The sequence below is a fragment of the uncultured Abiotrophia sp. genome, from assembly GCF_963520105.1.
Classification (GTDB): Bacteria; Bacillota; Bacilli; order Lactobacillales; family Aerococcaceae; genus Abiotrophia.
The window spans coordinates 127,341-143,800 of record NZ_CAUQPN010000004.1 but is presented as its reverse complement, the minus strand read 5'-3'; the positions used below and the strand labels follow the sequence as shown (position 1 = coordinate 143,800).

14 protein-coding genes and 1 CRISPR repeat array are annotated in these 16,460 nt (G+C 41.5%); of the genes, 2 read left to right on the top strand and 12 right to left on the bottom strand.

Going from position 1 to position 16,460, the window contains the following annotated elements; genetic code table 11:
- Window position 1: 1 nt before the first annotated feature.
- A CRISPR array of direct repeats spans window positions 2-366; the repeat unit is 32 nt; unit sequence ATTTCAATCCACGCTCCCGCGAAGGGAGCGAC.
- A 139-nt stretch (window positions 367-505) separates the two neighbouring features.
- The 11 genes from cas2 to RWO08_RS05970 form a co-directional block, all read right to left on the bottom strand.
- Window positions 506-799 carry a CRISPR-associated endonuclease Cas2 gene (gene cas2 / locus RWO08_RS06020; RefSeq protein WP_311465994.1) on the bottom strand — a complete coding sequence of 98 codons (294 nt, stop codon included), beginning with the start codon at window positions 797-799 and terminating at the stop codon, window positions 506-508.
- A gap of 11 nt (window positions 800-810) precedes the next feature.
- Complete coding sequence (gene cas1c / locus RWO08_RS06015; protein WP_314211509.1) at window positions 811-1,836, bottom strand: type I-C CRISPR-associated endonuclease Cas1c; 1,026 nt, start codon at window positions 1,834-1,836, stop codon at window positions 811-813.
- Window positions 1,833-2,504: a CRISPR-associated protein Cas4 gene (gene cas4, locus RWO08_RS06010; protein WP_314211508.1), complete on the bottom strand. Its 672-nt coding sequence runs from the start codon at window positions 2,502-2,504 to the stop codon at window positions 1,833-1,835. Before cas4 ends, cas1c begins: the two co-directional genes overlap by 4 nt.
- A gap of 1 nt (window position 2,505) precedes the next feature.
- Complete coding sequence (gene cas7c, locus RWO08_RS06005; RefSeq protein WP_314211507.1) at window positions 2,506-3,348, bottom strand: type I-C CRISPR-associated protein Cas7/Csd2; 843 nt, start codon at window positions 3,346-3,348, stop codon at window positions 2,506-2,508.
- Entirely contained in the window at window positions 3,345-5,216 is a 1,872-nt protein-coding gene (cas8c, locus tag RWO08_RS06000; RefSeq protein ID WP_314211506.1) for a type I-C CRISPR-associated protein Cas8c/Csd1, read from the bottom strand. Before cas8c ends, cas7c begins: the two co-directional genes overlap by 4 nt.
- Complete coding sequence (gene cas5c / locus RWO08_RS05995; protein WP_314211505.1) at window positions 5,216-5,944, bottom strand: type I-C CRISPR-associated protein Cas5c; 729 nt, start codon at window positions 5,942-5,944, stop codon at window positions 5,216-5,218. The genes cas8c and cas5c overlap by 1 nt, the downstream gene beginning before the upstream one ends.
- Before the next feature lie 38 nt (window positions 5,945-5,982).
- On the bottom strand, window positions 5,983-8,418 hold the full coding sequence (gene cas3 / locus RWO08_RS05990; protein WP_314211504.1) for a CRISPR-associated helicase Cas3': 2,436 nt from the start codon (window positions 8,416-8,418) through the stop codon (window positions 5,983-5,985).
- Window positions 8,419-8,754: 336 nt separating this feature from the next.
- Window positions 8,755-9,423: a DsbA family protein gene (locus RWO08_RS05985; protein ID WP_306486478.1), complete on the bottom strand. Its 669-nt coding sequence runs from the start codon at window positions 9,421-9,423 to the stop codon at window positions 8,755-8,757.
- Between the two features lie 370 nt (window positions 9,424-9,793).
- Window positions 9,794-10,381 carry a CYTH domain-containing protein gene (locus RWO08_RS05980; protein ID WP_314211503.1) on the bottom strand — a complete coding sequence of 196 codons (588 nt, stop codon included), beginning with the start codon at window positions 10,379-10,381 and terminating at the stop codon, window positions 9,794-9,796.
- A gap of 24 nt (window positions 10,382-10,405) precedes the next feature.
- Window positions 10,406-11,317, bottom strand: coding sequence for a magnesium transporter CorA family protein (locus tag RWO08_RS05975; protein ID WP_314063229.1), 912 nt, complete (start codon window positions 11,315-11,317; stop codon window positions 10,406-10,408).
- Between the two features lie 15 nt (window positions 11,318-11,332).
- On the bottom strand, window positions 11,333-12,241 hold the full coding sequence (locus RWO08_RS05970; protein ID WP_070756296.1) for a magnesium transporter CorA family protein: 909 nt from the start codon (window positions 12,239-12,241) through the stop codon (window positions 11,333-11,335).
- 190 nt (window positions 12,242-12,431) lie between these two features.
- On the opposite strand from RWO08_RS05970, the gene RWO08_RS05965 reads away from it, so the two are divergent.
- Window positions 12,432-13,607: a galactokinase gene (locus RWO08_RS05965; RefSeq protein WP_314211502.1), complete on the top strand. Its 1,176-nt coding sequence runs from the start codon at window positions 12,432-12,434 to the stop codon at window positions 13,605-13,607.
- Window positions 13,608-13,628: 21 nt separating this feature from the next.
- Window positions 13,629-15,164, top strand: a complete 1,536-nt coding sequence (gene galT, locus RWO08_RS05960) for a UDP-glucose--hexose-1-phosphate uridylyltransferase (RefSeq protein WP_399495856.1) — start codon at window positions 13,629-13,631, stop codon at window positions 15,162-15,164.
- A gap of 93 nt (window positions 15,165-15,257) precedes the next feature.
- Here the strand turns inward: galT and RWO08_RS05955 are convergent, their stop codons facing one another.
- A complete protein-coding gene (locus tag RWO08_RS05955) occupies window positions 15,258-16,451 on the bottom strand; it encodes a pyridoxal phosphate-dependent aminotransferase (RefSeq protein WP_314211501.1) in 1,194 nt (397 codons plus the stop codon).
- Window positions 16,452-16,460 lie beyond the last annotated feature (9 nt).

Genomic DNA, 16,460 nt, shown 5'->3' with positions numbered 1-16,460 from the left:
AATTTCAATCCACGCTCCCGCGAAGGGAGCGACGTCGAATCAGAACAGCTCATTCTAATCAAATATATTTCAATCCACGCTCCCGCGAAGGGAGCGACAAGACCCCGACCCCGATAAACCGTGGGAAGGGCAAATTTCAATCCACGCTCCCGCGAAGGGAGCGACGATTGGACGCGAGGACGCCAGTACGAAATCGTAGAATTTCAATCCACGCTCCCGCGAAGGGAGCGACGTTAGAAAGGCGAACCAAGCAGTTATATCTAACCGTATTTCAATCCACGCTCCCGCGAAGGGAGCGACCTTTTGTCATGAGTTCTTTGCCCTGCATTCTAAAATTTCAATCCACGCTCCCGCGAAGGGAGCGACTGCGTAATTCTACACAGTTTGCTACCAAAACATATAGAAAATATCAAATAGAAATTCTATTTTTCAGCTGCTTCAGTAACTTAATTCACTATTTTGGCGCGAGGCCACTTTATATTTCATGAGCAAGTAAACCTCGCATCTATAAAATAAATACTCCGGTATCAGGATTATAGCTAGTATCTTGTCCAATAGTTTCAATACGATTTTGCCAATTCTTACCCAGAAGGTAAAATCTTATACTATCTGTCTCATCATCAATAATTTTAACTAGCTTGTGTTTGAGTTCAATAAAATCTGCAGGTGTCAAAGAACACTCAAAAACAGAATTTTGCACCCTCTGCCCATAATCTAAACACACTTTTGCTACATTTCTCAGTCGCCTCTTTCCTTCTGTTAATTCAGTATTAACATCATAGGTTACTAATATCATCATTGCATAATCTCCTATATCATAAAAGGAGGGTAGCTTTCTAAATCTCCTCGTATAGCTTTAGCAAGTAGTTGGGCTTGAACATATGGTAATAACATTGTTTTAACCTTTTCTCGCAAATAAGGATGTTCAACCTCAACATGCTTACGTTTCTGCCACTCCTCTAAGAAAATAGCTCGACCTTTTTTATTCAATAAAACACTACCTGTTTCCTTGATTTCAAAATGTTTTCTGTTAATCTGCCCATTATTAATTAACGAGAAAACAAAACAATCCACTATATAGTTTCTAAACTCTTCTACTAAATCAAGCGCAAGGCTTGCTCTCCCCGGACGATCAGTGTGGAAAAAACCTACATAACTATCAATTCCCACTGCCTCAAGAGCGGATTGACATTCATAGGTTAGCATACTATATCCAAATGATAATAGTGCGTTTACAGGATCCAAAGGTGGCCGTTTTGTCCGACCATTAAATCGGAAAAATTCACTATTTTTGAGTGAAAAAAATTCAAAGAGTTTAAAAAACTGGTTTGCGGCTTGACCTTCAATACCTCTAAGTGAGTCCTTATCCATTGTTGTCTGAACGGCATCTATTGACTTACAGAGTTCTACTTCAATGGACTCAAAAAAATTGCTTGGAATCTGATTGCGATGATCCCTTTTAAATCTTAGTAAATATTTTCTTGAATTCGAAATTTTTGCTAGAATAAACCTTCTAGCATATTCAAGAGAATCAGTGGCATCTGCTAATCGGTACTGCGCTCTTCTTAAAAGCACATTACCACTTGTAGGCCCAACAAACCTACCACAAAAGCGCCCTTGAGGTGTATGTAACGATAAATTAATATTGTTTTCAGAACAAAGTTCTATAAGTGCTGGAGACACACCTACATATGAGAAACAGATGATACCCTCAATAATACGATAGGGGAAACGCGCTACTATATTTTTATCTTGTTTGATTACAATATTTTCGCGTTCACGAGATACATAGTAATCGTCTTCAGTAATATAAAGAGTATTTAATAACTTCTTCATTCATCCACACCACTTTTCAAAGCTGCTTCAATATAATTTTCTACATTTCGTCCTTTCTTACTTAATCTTGGTAAGCAAACATCGACTAAAGAACACAATTTACAATTTTTGAAATACTCTGCTTTTGGTATTTGCTTTTGACGATAGTATGTATGCATATCTGCCGCTAACTGTCTCACTATATTCCTCAAATCCTCTGTTACTGGCACGGTTATTCTCTGGTTAACAGCATGATAATATAATGACGCTTCTTTAATTTGACACTCAAATGTTTCCTCTAGACAAAGTACTTGAGCAATCAACTGTACGATATCCCGTAAATCTTTCTTTGGCTTCCCCCTCTTATATTCAACTATATTAGGAGCCCAAAAACCAGTATGTCCATTAATTCTGATGCCATGCTTACAAGAATGTAGTTCCAAAACATCCATGATACCGTACAAACCTAACTCTTTTGATACAATATGAACGGCGCGTGATATTATGACACCGTGCCGTTTTTCCTTAAGTAGAGGATTATCCGCTTTCTCATGAAGCATCTGGCCGTGTACCGTAGCTTCGTTATCTTTCCACTGTTGTTCTAGATGTATTAATCCCCATTGGCGCTTACAAAAATAGAAATGTTGTATACCAGATAACATCAAATAATCATCTTCATCATACACCAAGTTAGTCACCTTCTATAATTTCAACTTCTAATCCTTTCTCTTGATACTTCATCAATTCATTCTTATTCAGATGAATATTGTAATCATTATAATTCTTATTTGCGCCATTCGACTTCCATTCAAGTAAATCATATATTCTCGCACTTGAAACAACTCCGAGTTTATCAGGATGGGTGAACCAAAATAGTTCCTTAACTCGCATAGAACCTTCGGGCCGAGCAGTTGATGCATCATTTTCGAATAAAGTCTTAATTGCCAATTTTATAGCCTTCAAGTCCTTATCATTAAATCCTGTTTTTTCGGAGAAAAACACATTTACAGAACCTTTGACTAAATAGACTCCATACTCAACATAGTGCTTAGATCCCATTGTGTCTGATCCTTTATTTCCCAGTTTTTGCTCCTTACCATTCGTACTGCGAGTAATTTGCATTGTCGATGTTACAATTGGATTCAAAGATTTTGCCATGCTAATTGACAATGGCCCTCTAACTCCAATTGGTTTATCGCAATATGTAAATACCTGCCCAAATGCTCTAACATCAATCCACTCTTGATTAGCTTGTTTCACAATGATAGCTTCGTCTTTTTCATCTTTAAACTTTGATTCAAAACGTTTTTGCAAAGAAGTATGACCATCGTGTATACGTTCATTCGCTTGAACAAAGATTTGATACCCTTCGTCCTGAAGTCTATTTCTAATCTTTCGCTTAATCGCAACATCACTAACTAAACCATATCCTTCTGAATTTGTCCTAGGCATATTTCCAGATAAAGGGTCTCCATTTGGATTGGCACACTCCACCTCAAACGTTAACATAAAGTCTACTTTACGGGTAATCATTTTTCTTCCTCCTTGTTTTCTTTCTCGCTATTTCTGGTAAAGATATATTTTTTTTCCGCGTAATACCCAAAAATAAATGTGAAATCTAATGGTAGGTTTATAGCTTCTGTTTCTTGATATCTTGACAAGCCCTCAATTATTATTTGACGCTCCTTCTCTAATTTGAAGAATATTCCTTTATGATTACTATTTTGGAGTCTTTGCGCGTAAGGTAATGTTTTATCAAAAAGGGTCCGCATTATTTTCGCTGGTTGTCCCATATAAACTGCCCAATATCTTTGTGCATTGGGAATTCTCGTTTTCGATTCACTATCTAATTTATAGCTTTCTAACTCTAAAAGTTCAAACACTGCCAAAAGCCGACCGAATAAATAAGATCTATCTACATTCTTTTCATCTAACATTGGTGAAAATTGCTCCTCTCCTTGATTCTTCAATACAGATAATGCAACATGCTCTACTTTGTACCATTCTTTTTCGTATTTATGCCGGTTTCTAATATTCAACTCTAGTTGTTTAGTAATTGCTCTAGATATTGGCTTTTTATCTAGAAGACACATAATCAGTTCTTGTAATAATTTATTCTTAATTTTTTTGTTACGTATTGTGAGAAGCGAATCCTTTTCGGTACCATACGCAGCTTCAACAATCCCAATTAGTGCAGGTGTTTGCCAACTTAACTTCTGATTGCTATTAGGCCAGGAATATTTTTTTTGCCATTCTTCTAGATTTTCTAATAATTCAGCGCTCCTCAATTCCCGAAAATATGTTAAGGAAGCTCTACCATCATTCACTTTATTAATAATTGCTCCATAATAAGAGGATGCATCATTAAAAAGTCGTTTGCCTCGAATGAAGGATAAAGCTATCTTCCTATTTTCCTGCGATACAACATCTGTTACGGACTTTTTTCTAGGCGGTTCCCAAATAAACGGGTCCTCAAACATGGTCTCTTTTGTCAAGTCTATTTTACTTTCGTTTTTAATATCGTCACTAAACCAATTTATAAAAAATTGATTTTCACCTAAATTAATCTTACTTTGAGGGCTCTCCATTAAATATTTCAACATCAAATGTGCCTTCTCCGAGGTTGTTTGACCGATAGAAACTACATCTGAAGCTACTTTAAATCTCCCTTTATACATTTCATCGTAACTTTTCTGAGGGATTAATTTAGCGGTACCTGCAACAGAGCGATGTATAGATACCACAACGTCTTGCTCACCTGTAAAATTACACGTACCTAACTCCTCTTTCGAATCTAGCACCTGCTTGATATGTTCTTGATGTAATTCTTTATAACTTGAAACAGAACAACGTTTACCGTCCCTGAAGTTTTCAACTGCAAAAGTAATCATGGTTTTATTATTCATTGGTTTTTTATTTTCGACCAAATTAGCATTTTTACTGGATTCGTTCGCTGACTCAAGGCTATGGCTAACTTTATTTAGTGCATTAGGATCCCTTATAAAAATTAATATATAGTTTAAGAATTCTTTGACCTCTTCGTTATGACACTTCCCCATAAATAACGATAATTGATTTATATAAGCATCATAATTGTTAGGACTTTGCCTACTATCTAAGTACTTTATCGTATCTGCGATCAGATGAGGAACTGCTTTACTTGTCCTATTCATAGAGCTAGAAGTTACCGGAAAAATAATCTTTTCCCCTTTTTCTATAAACTTTGCCTCAATCAGCTGACCTTTTGTATCCAGACAGACTTCAATAATATTTTTCCCATTAGATTGGATACTGTTATGAAAAAGTGGCAAAAGAACTGGATGGCCTACTTCAAATTTATCAACCAAACTTATTTTTTCAGCTGCATTATATGCCTTCATCAATGCAGTAAAGAAATTCATTACTTTCCCTCCTTCTCCCATTGCTCATATTCCAAAAATTCCTCATCGACTGTTTTCATACCATTTCGTTTTCCTATCCCTTTGGCTGACAACACGTTTTCAACTTCACATTCAGACTGTGCCTTAAATTTTATGATTCCATTTATCATCCTTGTAGTTGTAAAATATGACCGTAAAGAATCCTTTTCATTTATAGGGTAAGCAAAAGAATGAAACATCAAGCCCAAATCTACTTCTTGCTCATCGTAAAATGATACAGAATCCTTATACTCTTTCTCTGAAATTCCTGTTGCAGTCGCATGACATTCTCTCGCCCCCAAAAAAAGATCTAACCGACCTCCTTTATCCAGTGAACGAGTCATAATGGCCTCATGTTTTTTTGAAATCCAATCTTGCTGTAAATCTGGTCTTGCTTTATTCCATATAAAATGGAACTTCACTAAATACTCCACATTGTGTAAATAGGAAATATAGCTTAAATCACTTCCTCCATTCCTTAATAAATTCCTTATACCATGTACTTCTGTCTGGATACGATTCATTACCTTTACTTCCGTCACAATATTTTGAATACTTGGCTTAAAATAGACTCCATCAACGATTCCCGTTAGTGCTTGCCTAGTGGGAACTAGATAGCTCGTCCTTTCTCCACCAGCTTTACTTTGCGGACTAGTAAACAATGCTAAGTCTCCTGTCACTCGGACATAAAAATTTTTCGACCTATACACCTTGACTCCTCCTTCATTTTCTAGATAAAATTTTCTCTCTAATATATAAACCCTCGTGCTATTGATACAAGTCCCCTATCTTCGTCATAATATTCCTCGCTTAGGATTAGTATTGATTGATTCAAATAAGGTTTAGTATAGCTAATGAACTCACTACCTTGAGACACATTAACCGTATATCTCTGTAACTTCCTAATCAGACTTTTAATAAATTTTCCTTGCTTAGTATCAAATCTAACTCCTTTTGATAGTTCTAATTCTAGAGTTTCAATCATCCGTTTACTTTTCTGACTATACGGAACGATGATGCTAATAGATTCATCTTTTATCAATTGAATTGCATTTCCGCCTGTTCTAAAAGATTGTTTTAATAACGTTTTCACTTCAAAACCTAATCCTCTATTGTCTGATAAATACCTGTAAGCAGTAGTATTGTTTACAGGGTAATCAAATTTTTCTTGACTTTCGTCTAATTCATAATACTTCGAATAAAACTCATCATTTAGTCTTGTTAAGTCAATAGTCGAGTTAATTTCTCTCAGAATACTCTCTGTTACTTTTCGCTTATCTTTGATAACCTTCAAAGATGAGACATTCTCAATTTTATCTGGGAGTCTAACAAGAAGTACTTCCCCTTTATCACGTAAACCTTCTCGATTACATCTCCCGCATGTCTGTATCAGAGAATCAATCCCTGCGTACGATCTTATTACGCGATGAAAGTCTACATCAACACCGGCTTCGATTAACTGAGTACTCACACAAATAATTGCTTTCCCACATGCCAGCTCATTACGTATTTTTTCCAATCTATCTAATCGGTGAGCAGCACACATATTTGTAGAAAGGTAATAACAAGTTCTATCCGTTTTTTCTCTTATTAGCAAATATAGCTTTTCCACAGCTTTTTTTGTATTTAAAATTATTAAAGTTGATTGATTATGTTCTAGAACTTCGCTACACACCTCTTCAATACTGACGTAGTCATTTGAATCATTAAATTTTCTAACTTGAGTACGCTCAAAACTAGATCGTTCCTCCATAGTTAATGAGATAATATCAGTATTTTCTCCATTACAATCTCCGTACATAAGTTTATGCTGAATCCTTGGAACACTCAATAAAGGCTGAGTTGCTGTGCATAAAACCACCACTGCTTCCATTACTTTGCATAGGAAATTCATACTTAAATTAAATACACTTGTAACTTCTAACGGAAGGCTCTGAACTTCGTCTAGTACAATTACTCCACGAATAAGACTTGAGAATCTTCTAATGTTAGAAGATTTTACTTTGAATAACGTTTGAAAAAATTGTACCATGGTCGTTAAAGTGATAGGATTATCCCAAGTCTCTTTTGTAAAACTCATTAATCTCCTCGAATATGATTCATCTTCAAATTCATCGTCTTGCTCATTCATAATATTTGAATGATGCTCTAAAACACCTTCTTCTCCAACAATCTCCTTTATTTCGGCTGCATTTTGCTCTAAAATCGATAAAAAAGGCGCAACATAAATAAATGATGACATATTTTGTTCTATCATCTGATGAAAAGCATATCGTATACTTAGATTTGTCTTTCCTGCACCAGTTGGTAAATCTAATCGATAAATACCCACTGTATCTTCTTTTCCACGCTTCTTTACTATCTCTGATATTCTTTGACGTATTCTATTTATTTTCCCTGTTGCGCCACTATATTGTGAGTACTTCTCTTCGATGGATCTCAGATAACGTCTTTTAAGCGTTTTCCGTTTATCCATACTCATAGGCACTATTTTTTCATCAAAAGCATTAATAGTATCTTGGATATCCGCATTTTTAAGAATAGATAAGTATAATCTCATGAACATTCCAGTATAATAGAGCCGTTCGCTTTCCTCAGGAACAAGACCTAGTTTTTCCCAAGCTAGTATATATTCATCAAAAGCATCAATAATTAGCTGATCAATTTCTTTATGCTCATGTTCCAATATGCTCTCTTCTAAATTCTGAATAAAAGGTTTTACATCCTCTTCATAATGATATTCGTTTCCATCGTTATATTGTAAGCATCTTCTCATCAAGTTGCTGAATCTAAATTCATCTGCCTTACTATCCTCCGATTGGCTTAAAGGGATATCAAATATACCATGGTGACTTAATATTACATATACAATTATCTCTTGGAAGCTACTCGCTAAAAAAGAATCTATTTCAGATTTGTTCTCGTTTAAAACATTTCTTATTTTATATGACAAGTACTTTGCCCCTGCATATGAATGATCTACATGTCTAGTGGGATTATTCATAAGTTTATCTTGGAACTTTCTATCAGCTTTGCCTACATCGTGATATAATCCTATAATTAGCATTATAGTTCCTTGTTGAATTTCGTTTCCTCTTTCAAAACACATACACGCAACATTTACCGAATGATCTTTTAGTGATTGAGTATGTCCACTCTCACGGTCGTAGTGAGCAAAGCACATATTTTTTACTCCTCCTGAAAATTTTAAGTTTTATCTTCTCTTCTCATCATCAAACCATCTAATAATTTACTCATGTATTTTAATAATTTAACTTAAAATCTCTTTATAACAAGTAAAGTGTACACCATACAGAATCCGTTTTCAAGATTGGTTTGGGATGTTTTTAACGAATTTCTTGTCCATATTAATTTTTGTCAAACACTACTCTTTTACTTTTATAATCATCTAATGTAATAACTTTCACTTACTTGGCATAGTTTTTTCTAGGTAACAAATATATTCATGTTTCTTCCTCACAAAAAAACAGGCTAGAACCAAGTTCTAGCCTCTCTCTTATTATCCTTTTGTTGCGACCAGCTTCAACCGAGTAGGTCGAGGGCAGCATGTTTTATCCATTAATAAGTCCACTTGTTCCAGAATGTGTTGGCACTCCATCGGTCCTTGTAAGAGGATGCCGGAGTCCCCGGAACACTGTTCAAAAATAATGAGTGACGGTGTATCTTGTACTTTCATCTCGAGCGCAATCTTTTGATCACGATAGTAGAGTTCCTTGACATATTGAGATCGTCGGTCGCTCTCAAAAAGGGCCAAGTCCAAGCCAATATCACAGGCTAAGTTGGCTAAAAAGTCATCCGTCAGCCGTTCTAAATCAGAATTAATGCGACTTTGCATTTCGTAGAGGTATTGACGGCCACGACGCTTGCCTTGCAGACCCGCTGCCCGGTAAGCCAAGGTGGCAGAATAAATCTTCTGGAAAATCTCGTTACGATGACGCAAGTCCTGAGGTTCATAACCCAGCTGCATCATGTAACGGGCAATGAGGGGTTGACTGGTGAAGCAGAGAATATGCACATCCGTCTTGGCCGGCATTTGCTTAATCGCACGGCTGAGTTCGCGCTCTACTCTGCGGCAATCTTGCCCTAGGGGGTTAACAAAGAGATACAACTCAAATAATCTGGCCTGACCATGGCCCGATACTTGATAGGCCACTTGCTCTTGTGGCATGCGACATTCCCTCCTCTCCGACTGGATTTCTTAAATTTATCTTAACACAAAGAATAGACAAGTTCTAATGAAATGCCTTATAGCCCGGCTAAAAGACATTGAGACTGAATCTTGCTCTGCTGGGATGAAGCGGACTGTTCTCTTCTATTTCTCAGTTAGCCAGTGGTCCACTCTTCAAAGTGGACCACTGGCTTTCGACTTTCTCTGTATTTCGGGCCCTTTTCGCCCTTTTCCCATGCAGCTAGTGGTCCACTCTCCAAAGTGGACCACTGGCTCTCGACTTTCTCGGCATTTTGGGCTCTTTCCGTCCTTTTCCCATGTAGCTAGTGGTCCACTCCAAAGAGTGGACCACTAGCTCATTTATTCTTCTCTAGTCTAGTTCGGCGTAATAGGCGCTAACTCTGGCAATTTTCTTGTCTGCTGCTAGGAGCGGAAAATCGTAGGTCTGGCTTAATTTGGCTATATAGTCTTGAGCCTGGGACAGGTCTTGAGCCTCTAATTCTAGCTCATAGTCGACCTGATCACCATAGAGAGTCTGATCTAGCACCAAGTCACCCCAGCCTAAGTCTAGGATCCAACGATGTGTCTGAAAACCGTAGCGCAGAACTAAGTCCTGGGGCTCTAGTCCTACTTTAGCTAAGGCGGCTAAGAGGCCCACATCCTGAATCCAGGAGCCAGCCAGACTAGCAGGCACCGAATCTAGGCGCTCCGGATTAGTCTGCGTGATTTCCAAGGCTTGGAACTGATCCAAAGCCTGCTTGAAGGTCCACTCACTCACTTGGTCGTATTGCCGTAGGCGCAAGGCAGCCCGTGCTTCCTTAAGGGCGCCCTGCTCACTATCGTAATAGTGGTTAACCTGTTGGCGTGGTGCCACCCTATCTAACCCTAAACCCGCCCTAAGCCGAGCAAAACTCTCTGCCTCCAAGGCAATTTTTACTTCTTGTTCAATCAAGGCCATGTGAAGTCTGCCCCTTCCTAGTCGCTATTGTTTCTTATCCATGAGATAGTTGAGGATTCGCAGGCCAATCACCCAGCCGACTGCCGAGATTAACAAGATATAGACCCAGCCCATGGCATCTTGCTCAAAAGGTAGGGGCATATTCATCCCGAAGAAGGAGGTGATAATATCTGGAATCGTCAGGAGAATGGACACAATGGTTAAGAGTTTCATGGTGTCATTCAGGTTGTTGTTCAGGACGTTGTTATAGGTGCCTGACAGCTGATGCAAAATAGTCGAGGTCAACTGGGTCATTTCCACCAATTGCTTGGCTTCAATCAAGGAGTCTTCCAACTCCTCGCGCGCTGCCTCATCCAGCAGACGAGACATGAACTGGGTCCGCAGTTGTTCCAGCAACACCACATTCTGCTTGGTGGCTGAGACGAAGTATACAACCCCAGTAGCCAAGTCCGACAAGGCAAAGAGGTTCTGCTTGGTGGTCTTCTGTCTGAGAACCTGGTTAAGTTGGTCGCGCTCCTGGTTGATTTTCTCAACCAAAGGGAAATACTGTTCAGACACGGTATAGAGTGAAGCGAAGAGGAAGGTAAAGACCGAAACCCCAGGGTTGGCGTCTAGATAACGGCTGAATTCTGGTATCAGGTAAGCATTGGCCTCATTGCTGATGGTAATAAGTCGGTTGGGCTGAACAATAAAGGTCATGGGCACCGTCTCATAGTGGTAATCCTGTTTAATGGGATTAGGGACATTATAGATGATGATAAAGGTATTGCGTTCACGGTCGTACTCGGTCCGGGCGCGTTCATTACGGTCCAGGGCGTATTCGACAATCTCTTCATCTAAGCCATATTGACTGAGGAGATCCGGCCGGGAGGCAATGGTGTCCACGTCAATATTGAGCCAGCTATCTGTCTCGTTGATTGGTCGCATGCTAATCATGGGGAGCCTCCTTTCTTATTTTCGGGCCAAGAGATTTTTGAGGACGCCATTAATTACTAAGCATCCAGCAATACTAATAATCAAGGTAATCAACCAGCCCAGAGGATGATTGGCAAAGGGAATCGGCACGTTCATACCGAAGAAGCCGGTCACAAAGGTCGGTACCATGAGGATAATCTCTAGCGTGGTCAGAATTCGAAAAATATCGTTCAAGTTATTATTCAAGACATTGTTATAGGTGTCTGACAGTTGTTGTAGGGTTTGGCCTGTCAACTGGGTCATTTCCACTAACTGGCGCGCTTCAATCAGGGCATCTTCCAATTGCTCCCGCTCCACTTCCGTTAGCGAGCGGAAAACCAATAAGGTCCGCAACTGCTCCAAGAGGACGGTATTCTGCTTGCTGGCGGTAATGAAATAGACCATGCCGGTCTCCATATCCGATAAGGCCAGGAGATTCTCCCGCGTGGTCTTATCACGCAAGAGCCGGGTCAACTGATCTCGTTCACGGTTGATTTCTTCAACTAAAGGGAAGTACTCATCCGTCACCCGATAGAGGGCTTCGAATAGAAAGCCGAAGAGGCTTTGCTCTGGCTCTAACTCTAGATTGCGATGCATACGTTGCAGAATATAGGCATTTTCCTCGTTACTGATTGTAATCAGACGATGCTTTTGAACGATGAAGGTCATCGGTACGGTCTCATAGTGTCGGGTCTGCTTAATGCGATTAGGCACATTGAAAATCAGGACGAAGGTATGGCTCTGGCGATCATAATCCACCCGAGCCCGCTCATTACGGTCGGCCGCATATTCGATTATCTCATCGTCCAAGTCGAACTCCTCGATCCACTCGGGATGTTTTTCTAGGGCATCCGCTTCAATATTAATCCAGACATCCTGGGCGTTCAGGGGGACACTGCGAATCATGGCGCCACCCTCCTTTCCTATTTTTCTCACCTCCTTATTATACCGAAATTGGACTTAAAAAGTAAACGTAAAGGGCCCTTACCCAAAAAGGATAAAAATTCTGTTAGAAATAGCATTGAACACCCTTACATTTAGTCGTATAATAGAACTATATTACTCAATTATCTAGCTAGTACTAGGAGGAACTTGTATGGAATTATCTGCTTTACACACTCGATTTCAAGAAGTTTTTGAATCTGAACCCGGCCGGGCCTTCTTCGCGCCTGGGCGAATTAATCTGATTGGTGAGCACACCGACTATAACGGTGGGCGCGTCTTCCCTTGTGCCATCACCCAAGGGACCTACGGTATTGCCCGTCGACGTCAAGATAGCTTAGTTCGTTGCTATTCTCTCAACTTCGAAGAAGCTGGTCTCATCAGCTTTGATCTATCGCAAGAGCTAGTTAACCGACCAGAAGATAGCTGGACTAACTTTGTCAAAGGCGAAGTCAAATTCTTGCGCCAAGCCGGCCACATCATCGACCAAGGCTTCGACCTCTTGGTTTATGGCAATATCCCTAATGGAGCTGGCCTGTCAAGTTCTGCTTCCTTGGAATTATTGGTGGGGATTACGTTGGAATCCCTCTTCGACTTAACCTTGACCCGTCTGGATTTAGTCAAGATTGGCCAACAAGTCGAGAACCACTTCATTGGCGTTAATTCTGGTATCATGGACCAATTCGCCATTGGTATGGGTGCCAAAGATATGGCCATCTATCTGGATACCAATAGCCTAGATTACGAACTGGTCCCTGCGGCTTTCGGCGAACACCTAGTACTGATTATGAATACCAACAAACGCCGCGAGTTAGCAGATTCAAAATATAATGAACGTCGTAGCCAGTGCGAGGAAGCCCTGCGCCGTCTGCAAGCAGGTGGCATGCAAATCCAAAGCCTGGGCCAATTAAGCCCTGATGGCTTTGAAACTAGCCGTCATCTGATTAATGACGAAGTCTTAGAACGTCGGGCTAAACACGCGGTCTACGAGAATCAACGGACGGTTCAAGCCAAAGAAGCCTTGACTGCCGGCGATTTGAAGACTTTCGGTCAACTCCTTAATGCTTCCCATATAAGCTTACAGGAAGACTATGAAGTAACGGGGCGTGAGCTAGACACCCTGGTTCACACGGCCTGGCAACAAGAAGGCGTCCTAGGAGCCCGCATGACGGGTGCCGGCATGGGCGGATGTGCCATTGCCTTAGTGGCTAAAGAGGCTGTCGAGGCTGTTCAAGCAGCCATTGGCCAAGCCTATGAGGCAAGCATCGGCTACCCTGCTAGCTTCTATATTGCCCAAGTTGGCGCTGGTGCCCACGCTCTAGCTGACTAAATCATGATGAATGCTTGCCAAATGTTTAGGCAAGCAGAGAGGACGAACGCTGTGACTATTCCTATTGACCAAACCATTCACCATTTTGTCAGCCTCGCCATCCAAGATGGCTGGCTAGACCCCTTAGATTACGATTACACCGTCAACCAGCTCTTAGCACGTCTAGCATTAGATGGTCTCGATTCTTGTGAACAAGTCCTAGACCCTGAGTTAACCCTCCTAGACTATCTAGACCAACTAGAGGCTTATGCCCTGGAACACGGCTTAATTCCAGACTCTGCCTTCGGCCGCGAGGCCTTTGAGGCGGCTATTATGGATTTGTTGACGCCTCTACCTTCTGTGCTCAACCAACGTTTCTGGGCCCTCTACCAGGAGTCACCAGAGCGGGCCACAGATTATTTCTATGCCTTGTCGCGGGCTAATGATTATATCAAGACCCGCCACATTGCCAAGAATATTGCCTTTAGCGCGGCCAGCGACTACGGCGACTTGCAGATTACCATCAACCTTTCCAAGCCTGAAAAGGATCCTAAGGATATTGCGGCGGCTAAATTAGCTAAGCCAAGCCACTATCCTAAGTGCCTGCTCTGCATGCAGAACGAAGGCTACCGAGGCCGTAGCAATCATCCGGCGCGCCAAAACCATCGCCTGATTCGCCTATCTCTTGGCGGAGGTGCCTATGGCATGCAGTACTCGCCTTATGTCTACTATAACGAGCACAGCATCTTCCTCAACCAAGAGCATGTACCCATGAAGGTCGACCGCGCTTGCTTCGAGCATCTGCTAGACATCATCGAGGTACTACCGCATTATTTCGCCGGTTCTAATGCCGACTTACCAATTGTGGGCGGTTCAATCCTCTCCCACGACCACTATCAGGGCGGGCGTCACACCTTCCCTATGGATCAGGCTCCAGCCTATGAGACGGCTAGCCTAAGCGCCTTTCCAGATTTAAGTGTTGAGTTAGTCAAATGGCCCCTATCTGTTATTCGATTACGTAGCCAAGATAAGGCGCCACTGGCGGATGCAGCGACGGCGCTCCTCGACTTCTGGCGAGGTTACAGTGATGAATCCTGTGACATCCTGGCCTTTAGTGGGGAGACTCCGCACAACACCATTACGCCAATTGCTAGACGTCGAGATGGCGCCTACGAATTGGACTTGGTGTTGCGCAACAACCGGACCACTGACACCTATCCAGATGGTCTCTTCCACCCACATCCTGATGTTCAACACATTAAAAAGGAAAATATCGGCCTGATTGAAGTCATGGGCTTGGCAATCTTGCCTCCACGCCTAGTGGGCGAGTTAGCCACCATCAAGGACTTCTTACTAGGCCAAGCCTCCTTGGAACAAGTAGCTGACTATCATCAAAGTTGGGCTCAAGACTTAGCCGCGAATCACCCTCAGGTGACCGCTGACCAAGTCGATCGCCTACTCCAAACAGCTGTGGGGGCTAAATTCGCCCGCGTCCTTGAAGACGCAGGGGTCTATAAGCAAACCTCAGAAGGCCGCGCCGGACTTCGTCGCTTCCTAGATGCCTTTAACCAGGCTTAAAAAGAAATTATCCCAAGTGAGTTCCTATCACTTGGGATTTTTTGAACGCAAAAAAAACGCCTCCTTGAATACACAAGGAGGCGTTTTACTCATCTATTTCTTGAGACCTAACTCAGCCGCTAGAGCCTGCCAAGCCTTGAGCGAGCGCTCAACTACTTCCATCTTGACACAGTAAGACAGACGGACATAGCCTTCGCAGCCAAAGCCAGAACCTGGCACGACCAGAATTTGGTGCTTATCCGCTACATAGTTAGCAAATTCAACAGAACTTTCAAAATTAGCTGGCACCTTCATGAAGAAGTAGAAGGCCCCTTCTGGTAAGTTGGTCTCGAAACCAAGGGCTGTTAGTTCCTTATAGAGTAGGTCCCGTTTAGCTTGATAGTCTGCTACATCAGGCAAGACATCCAAGTACTCTGCTACGACCTTTTGAGCTAGGGCAGGTGCATTGTTGAAGCCTAAGGTCCGGTTACAGAAGATCAGGGCATCCATTAAAGTTTCCACTTCTGGCACATCTGCCCCAACCGCGATGTAACCAATCCGTTCACCCGCCAAACCTAAAGATTTGGAGAAGGAGTTAACCACGATGGCATGCTCATAAAGATCTAAGACATTTGGAACTTGATGGCCATCATAAGTAATGGTTGCATAAGGTTCATCCGATACTAAGAAAATTGGTTGGCCGAATTCTGCTGACTTTTCGCGTAATACCCCAGCTACTGCCTCTAAATCTTGACGTGAATAGATGCGGCCTGTTGGGTTGTTAGGAGAGTTCAACAAGAGAATCCGGGTATCAGGTTGAATGGCCTGACGTAAGCCTTCAATGTTTGGTAAGAAGTCAGTTGATTCAGTTTCTACTGTATCCAAATGAGCGCCCACGTTTTGAGCGTAAAAGCCATACTCAACAAAGTAAGGCGCAAAAGTTACGATGCGCTCGCCTGGATTCAAGATAGCCTTGAACAAGACGTTAAGGGCACCTGCTGCCCCGGTTGTCATGACAATATGGCTAGCAGGGATTGGCTTTTCAGAGCGTGCGCTATAATAAGCGGCCACCTTCTCGCGTACATCTGGGAAACCAGCATTTGGCATATAACGGTGAACACCTGGTTGGTCGACTAATTCCTTCATACGTTCACGCAAGTCTACTGGTGGTTCAGCAAAAGGGTTACCGATGGAGAAGTCGTAGACATTCTCTGGCCCATATTGCTTGGCCAACTCTAGGCCTTTCTCGAACATCTTACGGATAAAACTTGCATTAGCACAGTTCTTTACGATTTGTTTTGAATACATAGATATCTT

What these genes read in the sequence shown, in the direction of transcription:
- cas2 (WP_311465994.1), bottom strand. Translation starts at nt 799, where the DNA reads ATGATGATATTAGTAACCTATGATGTTAATACTGAATTAACAGAAGGA.
- cas1c (WP_314211509.1), bottom strand. Translation starts at nt 1,836, where the DNA reads ATGAAGAAGTTATTAAATACTCTTTATATTACTGAAGACGATTACTAT.
- cas7c (WP_314211507.1), bottom strand. Translation starts at nt 3,348, where the DNA reads ATGATTACCCGTAAAGTAGACTTTATGTTAACGTTTGAGGTGGAGTGT.
- cas8c (WP_314211506.1), bottom strand. Translation starts at nt 5,216, where the DNA reads ATGAATTTCTTTACTGCATTGATGAAGGCATATAATGCAGCTGAAAAA.
- cas3 (WP_314211504.1), bottom strand. Translation starts at nt 8,418, where the DNA reads ATGTGCTTTGCTCACTACGACCGTGAGAGTGGACATACTCAATCACTA.
- RWO08_RS05985 (WP_306486478.1), bottom strand. Translation starts at nt 9,423, where the DNA reads ATGCCACAAGAGCAAGTGGCCTATCAAGTATCGGGCCATGGTCAGGCC.
- RWO08_RS05980 (WP_314211503.1), bottom strand. Translation starts at nt 10,381, where the DNA reads ATGGCCTTGATTGAACAAGAAGTAAAAATTGCCTTGGAGGCAGAGAGT.
- RWO08_RS05975 (WP_314063229.1), bottom strand. Translation starts at nt 11,317, where the DNA reads ATGATTAGCATGCGACCAATCAACGAGACAGATAGCTGGCTCAATATT.
- RWO08_RS05970 (WP_070756296.1), bottom strand. Translation starts at nt 12,241, where the DNA reads ATGATTCGCAGTGTCCCCCTGAACGCCCAGGATGTCTGGATTAATATT.
- RWO08_RS05965 (WP_314211502.1), top strand. Translation starts at nt 12,432, where the DNA reads ATGGAATTATCTGCTTTACACACTCGATTTCAAGAAGTTTTTGAATCT.
- galT (WP_399495856.1), top strand. Translation starts at nt 13,629, where the DNA reads ATGTTTAGGCAAGCAGAGAGGACGAACGCTGTGACTATTCCTATTGAC.
- RWO08_RS05955 (WP_314211501.1), bottom strand. Translation starts at nt 16,451, where the DNA reads ATGTATTCAAAACAAATCGTAAAGAACTGTGCTAATGCAAGTTTTATC.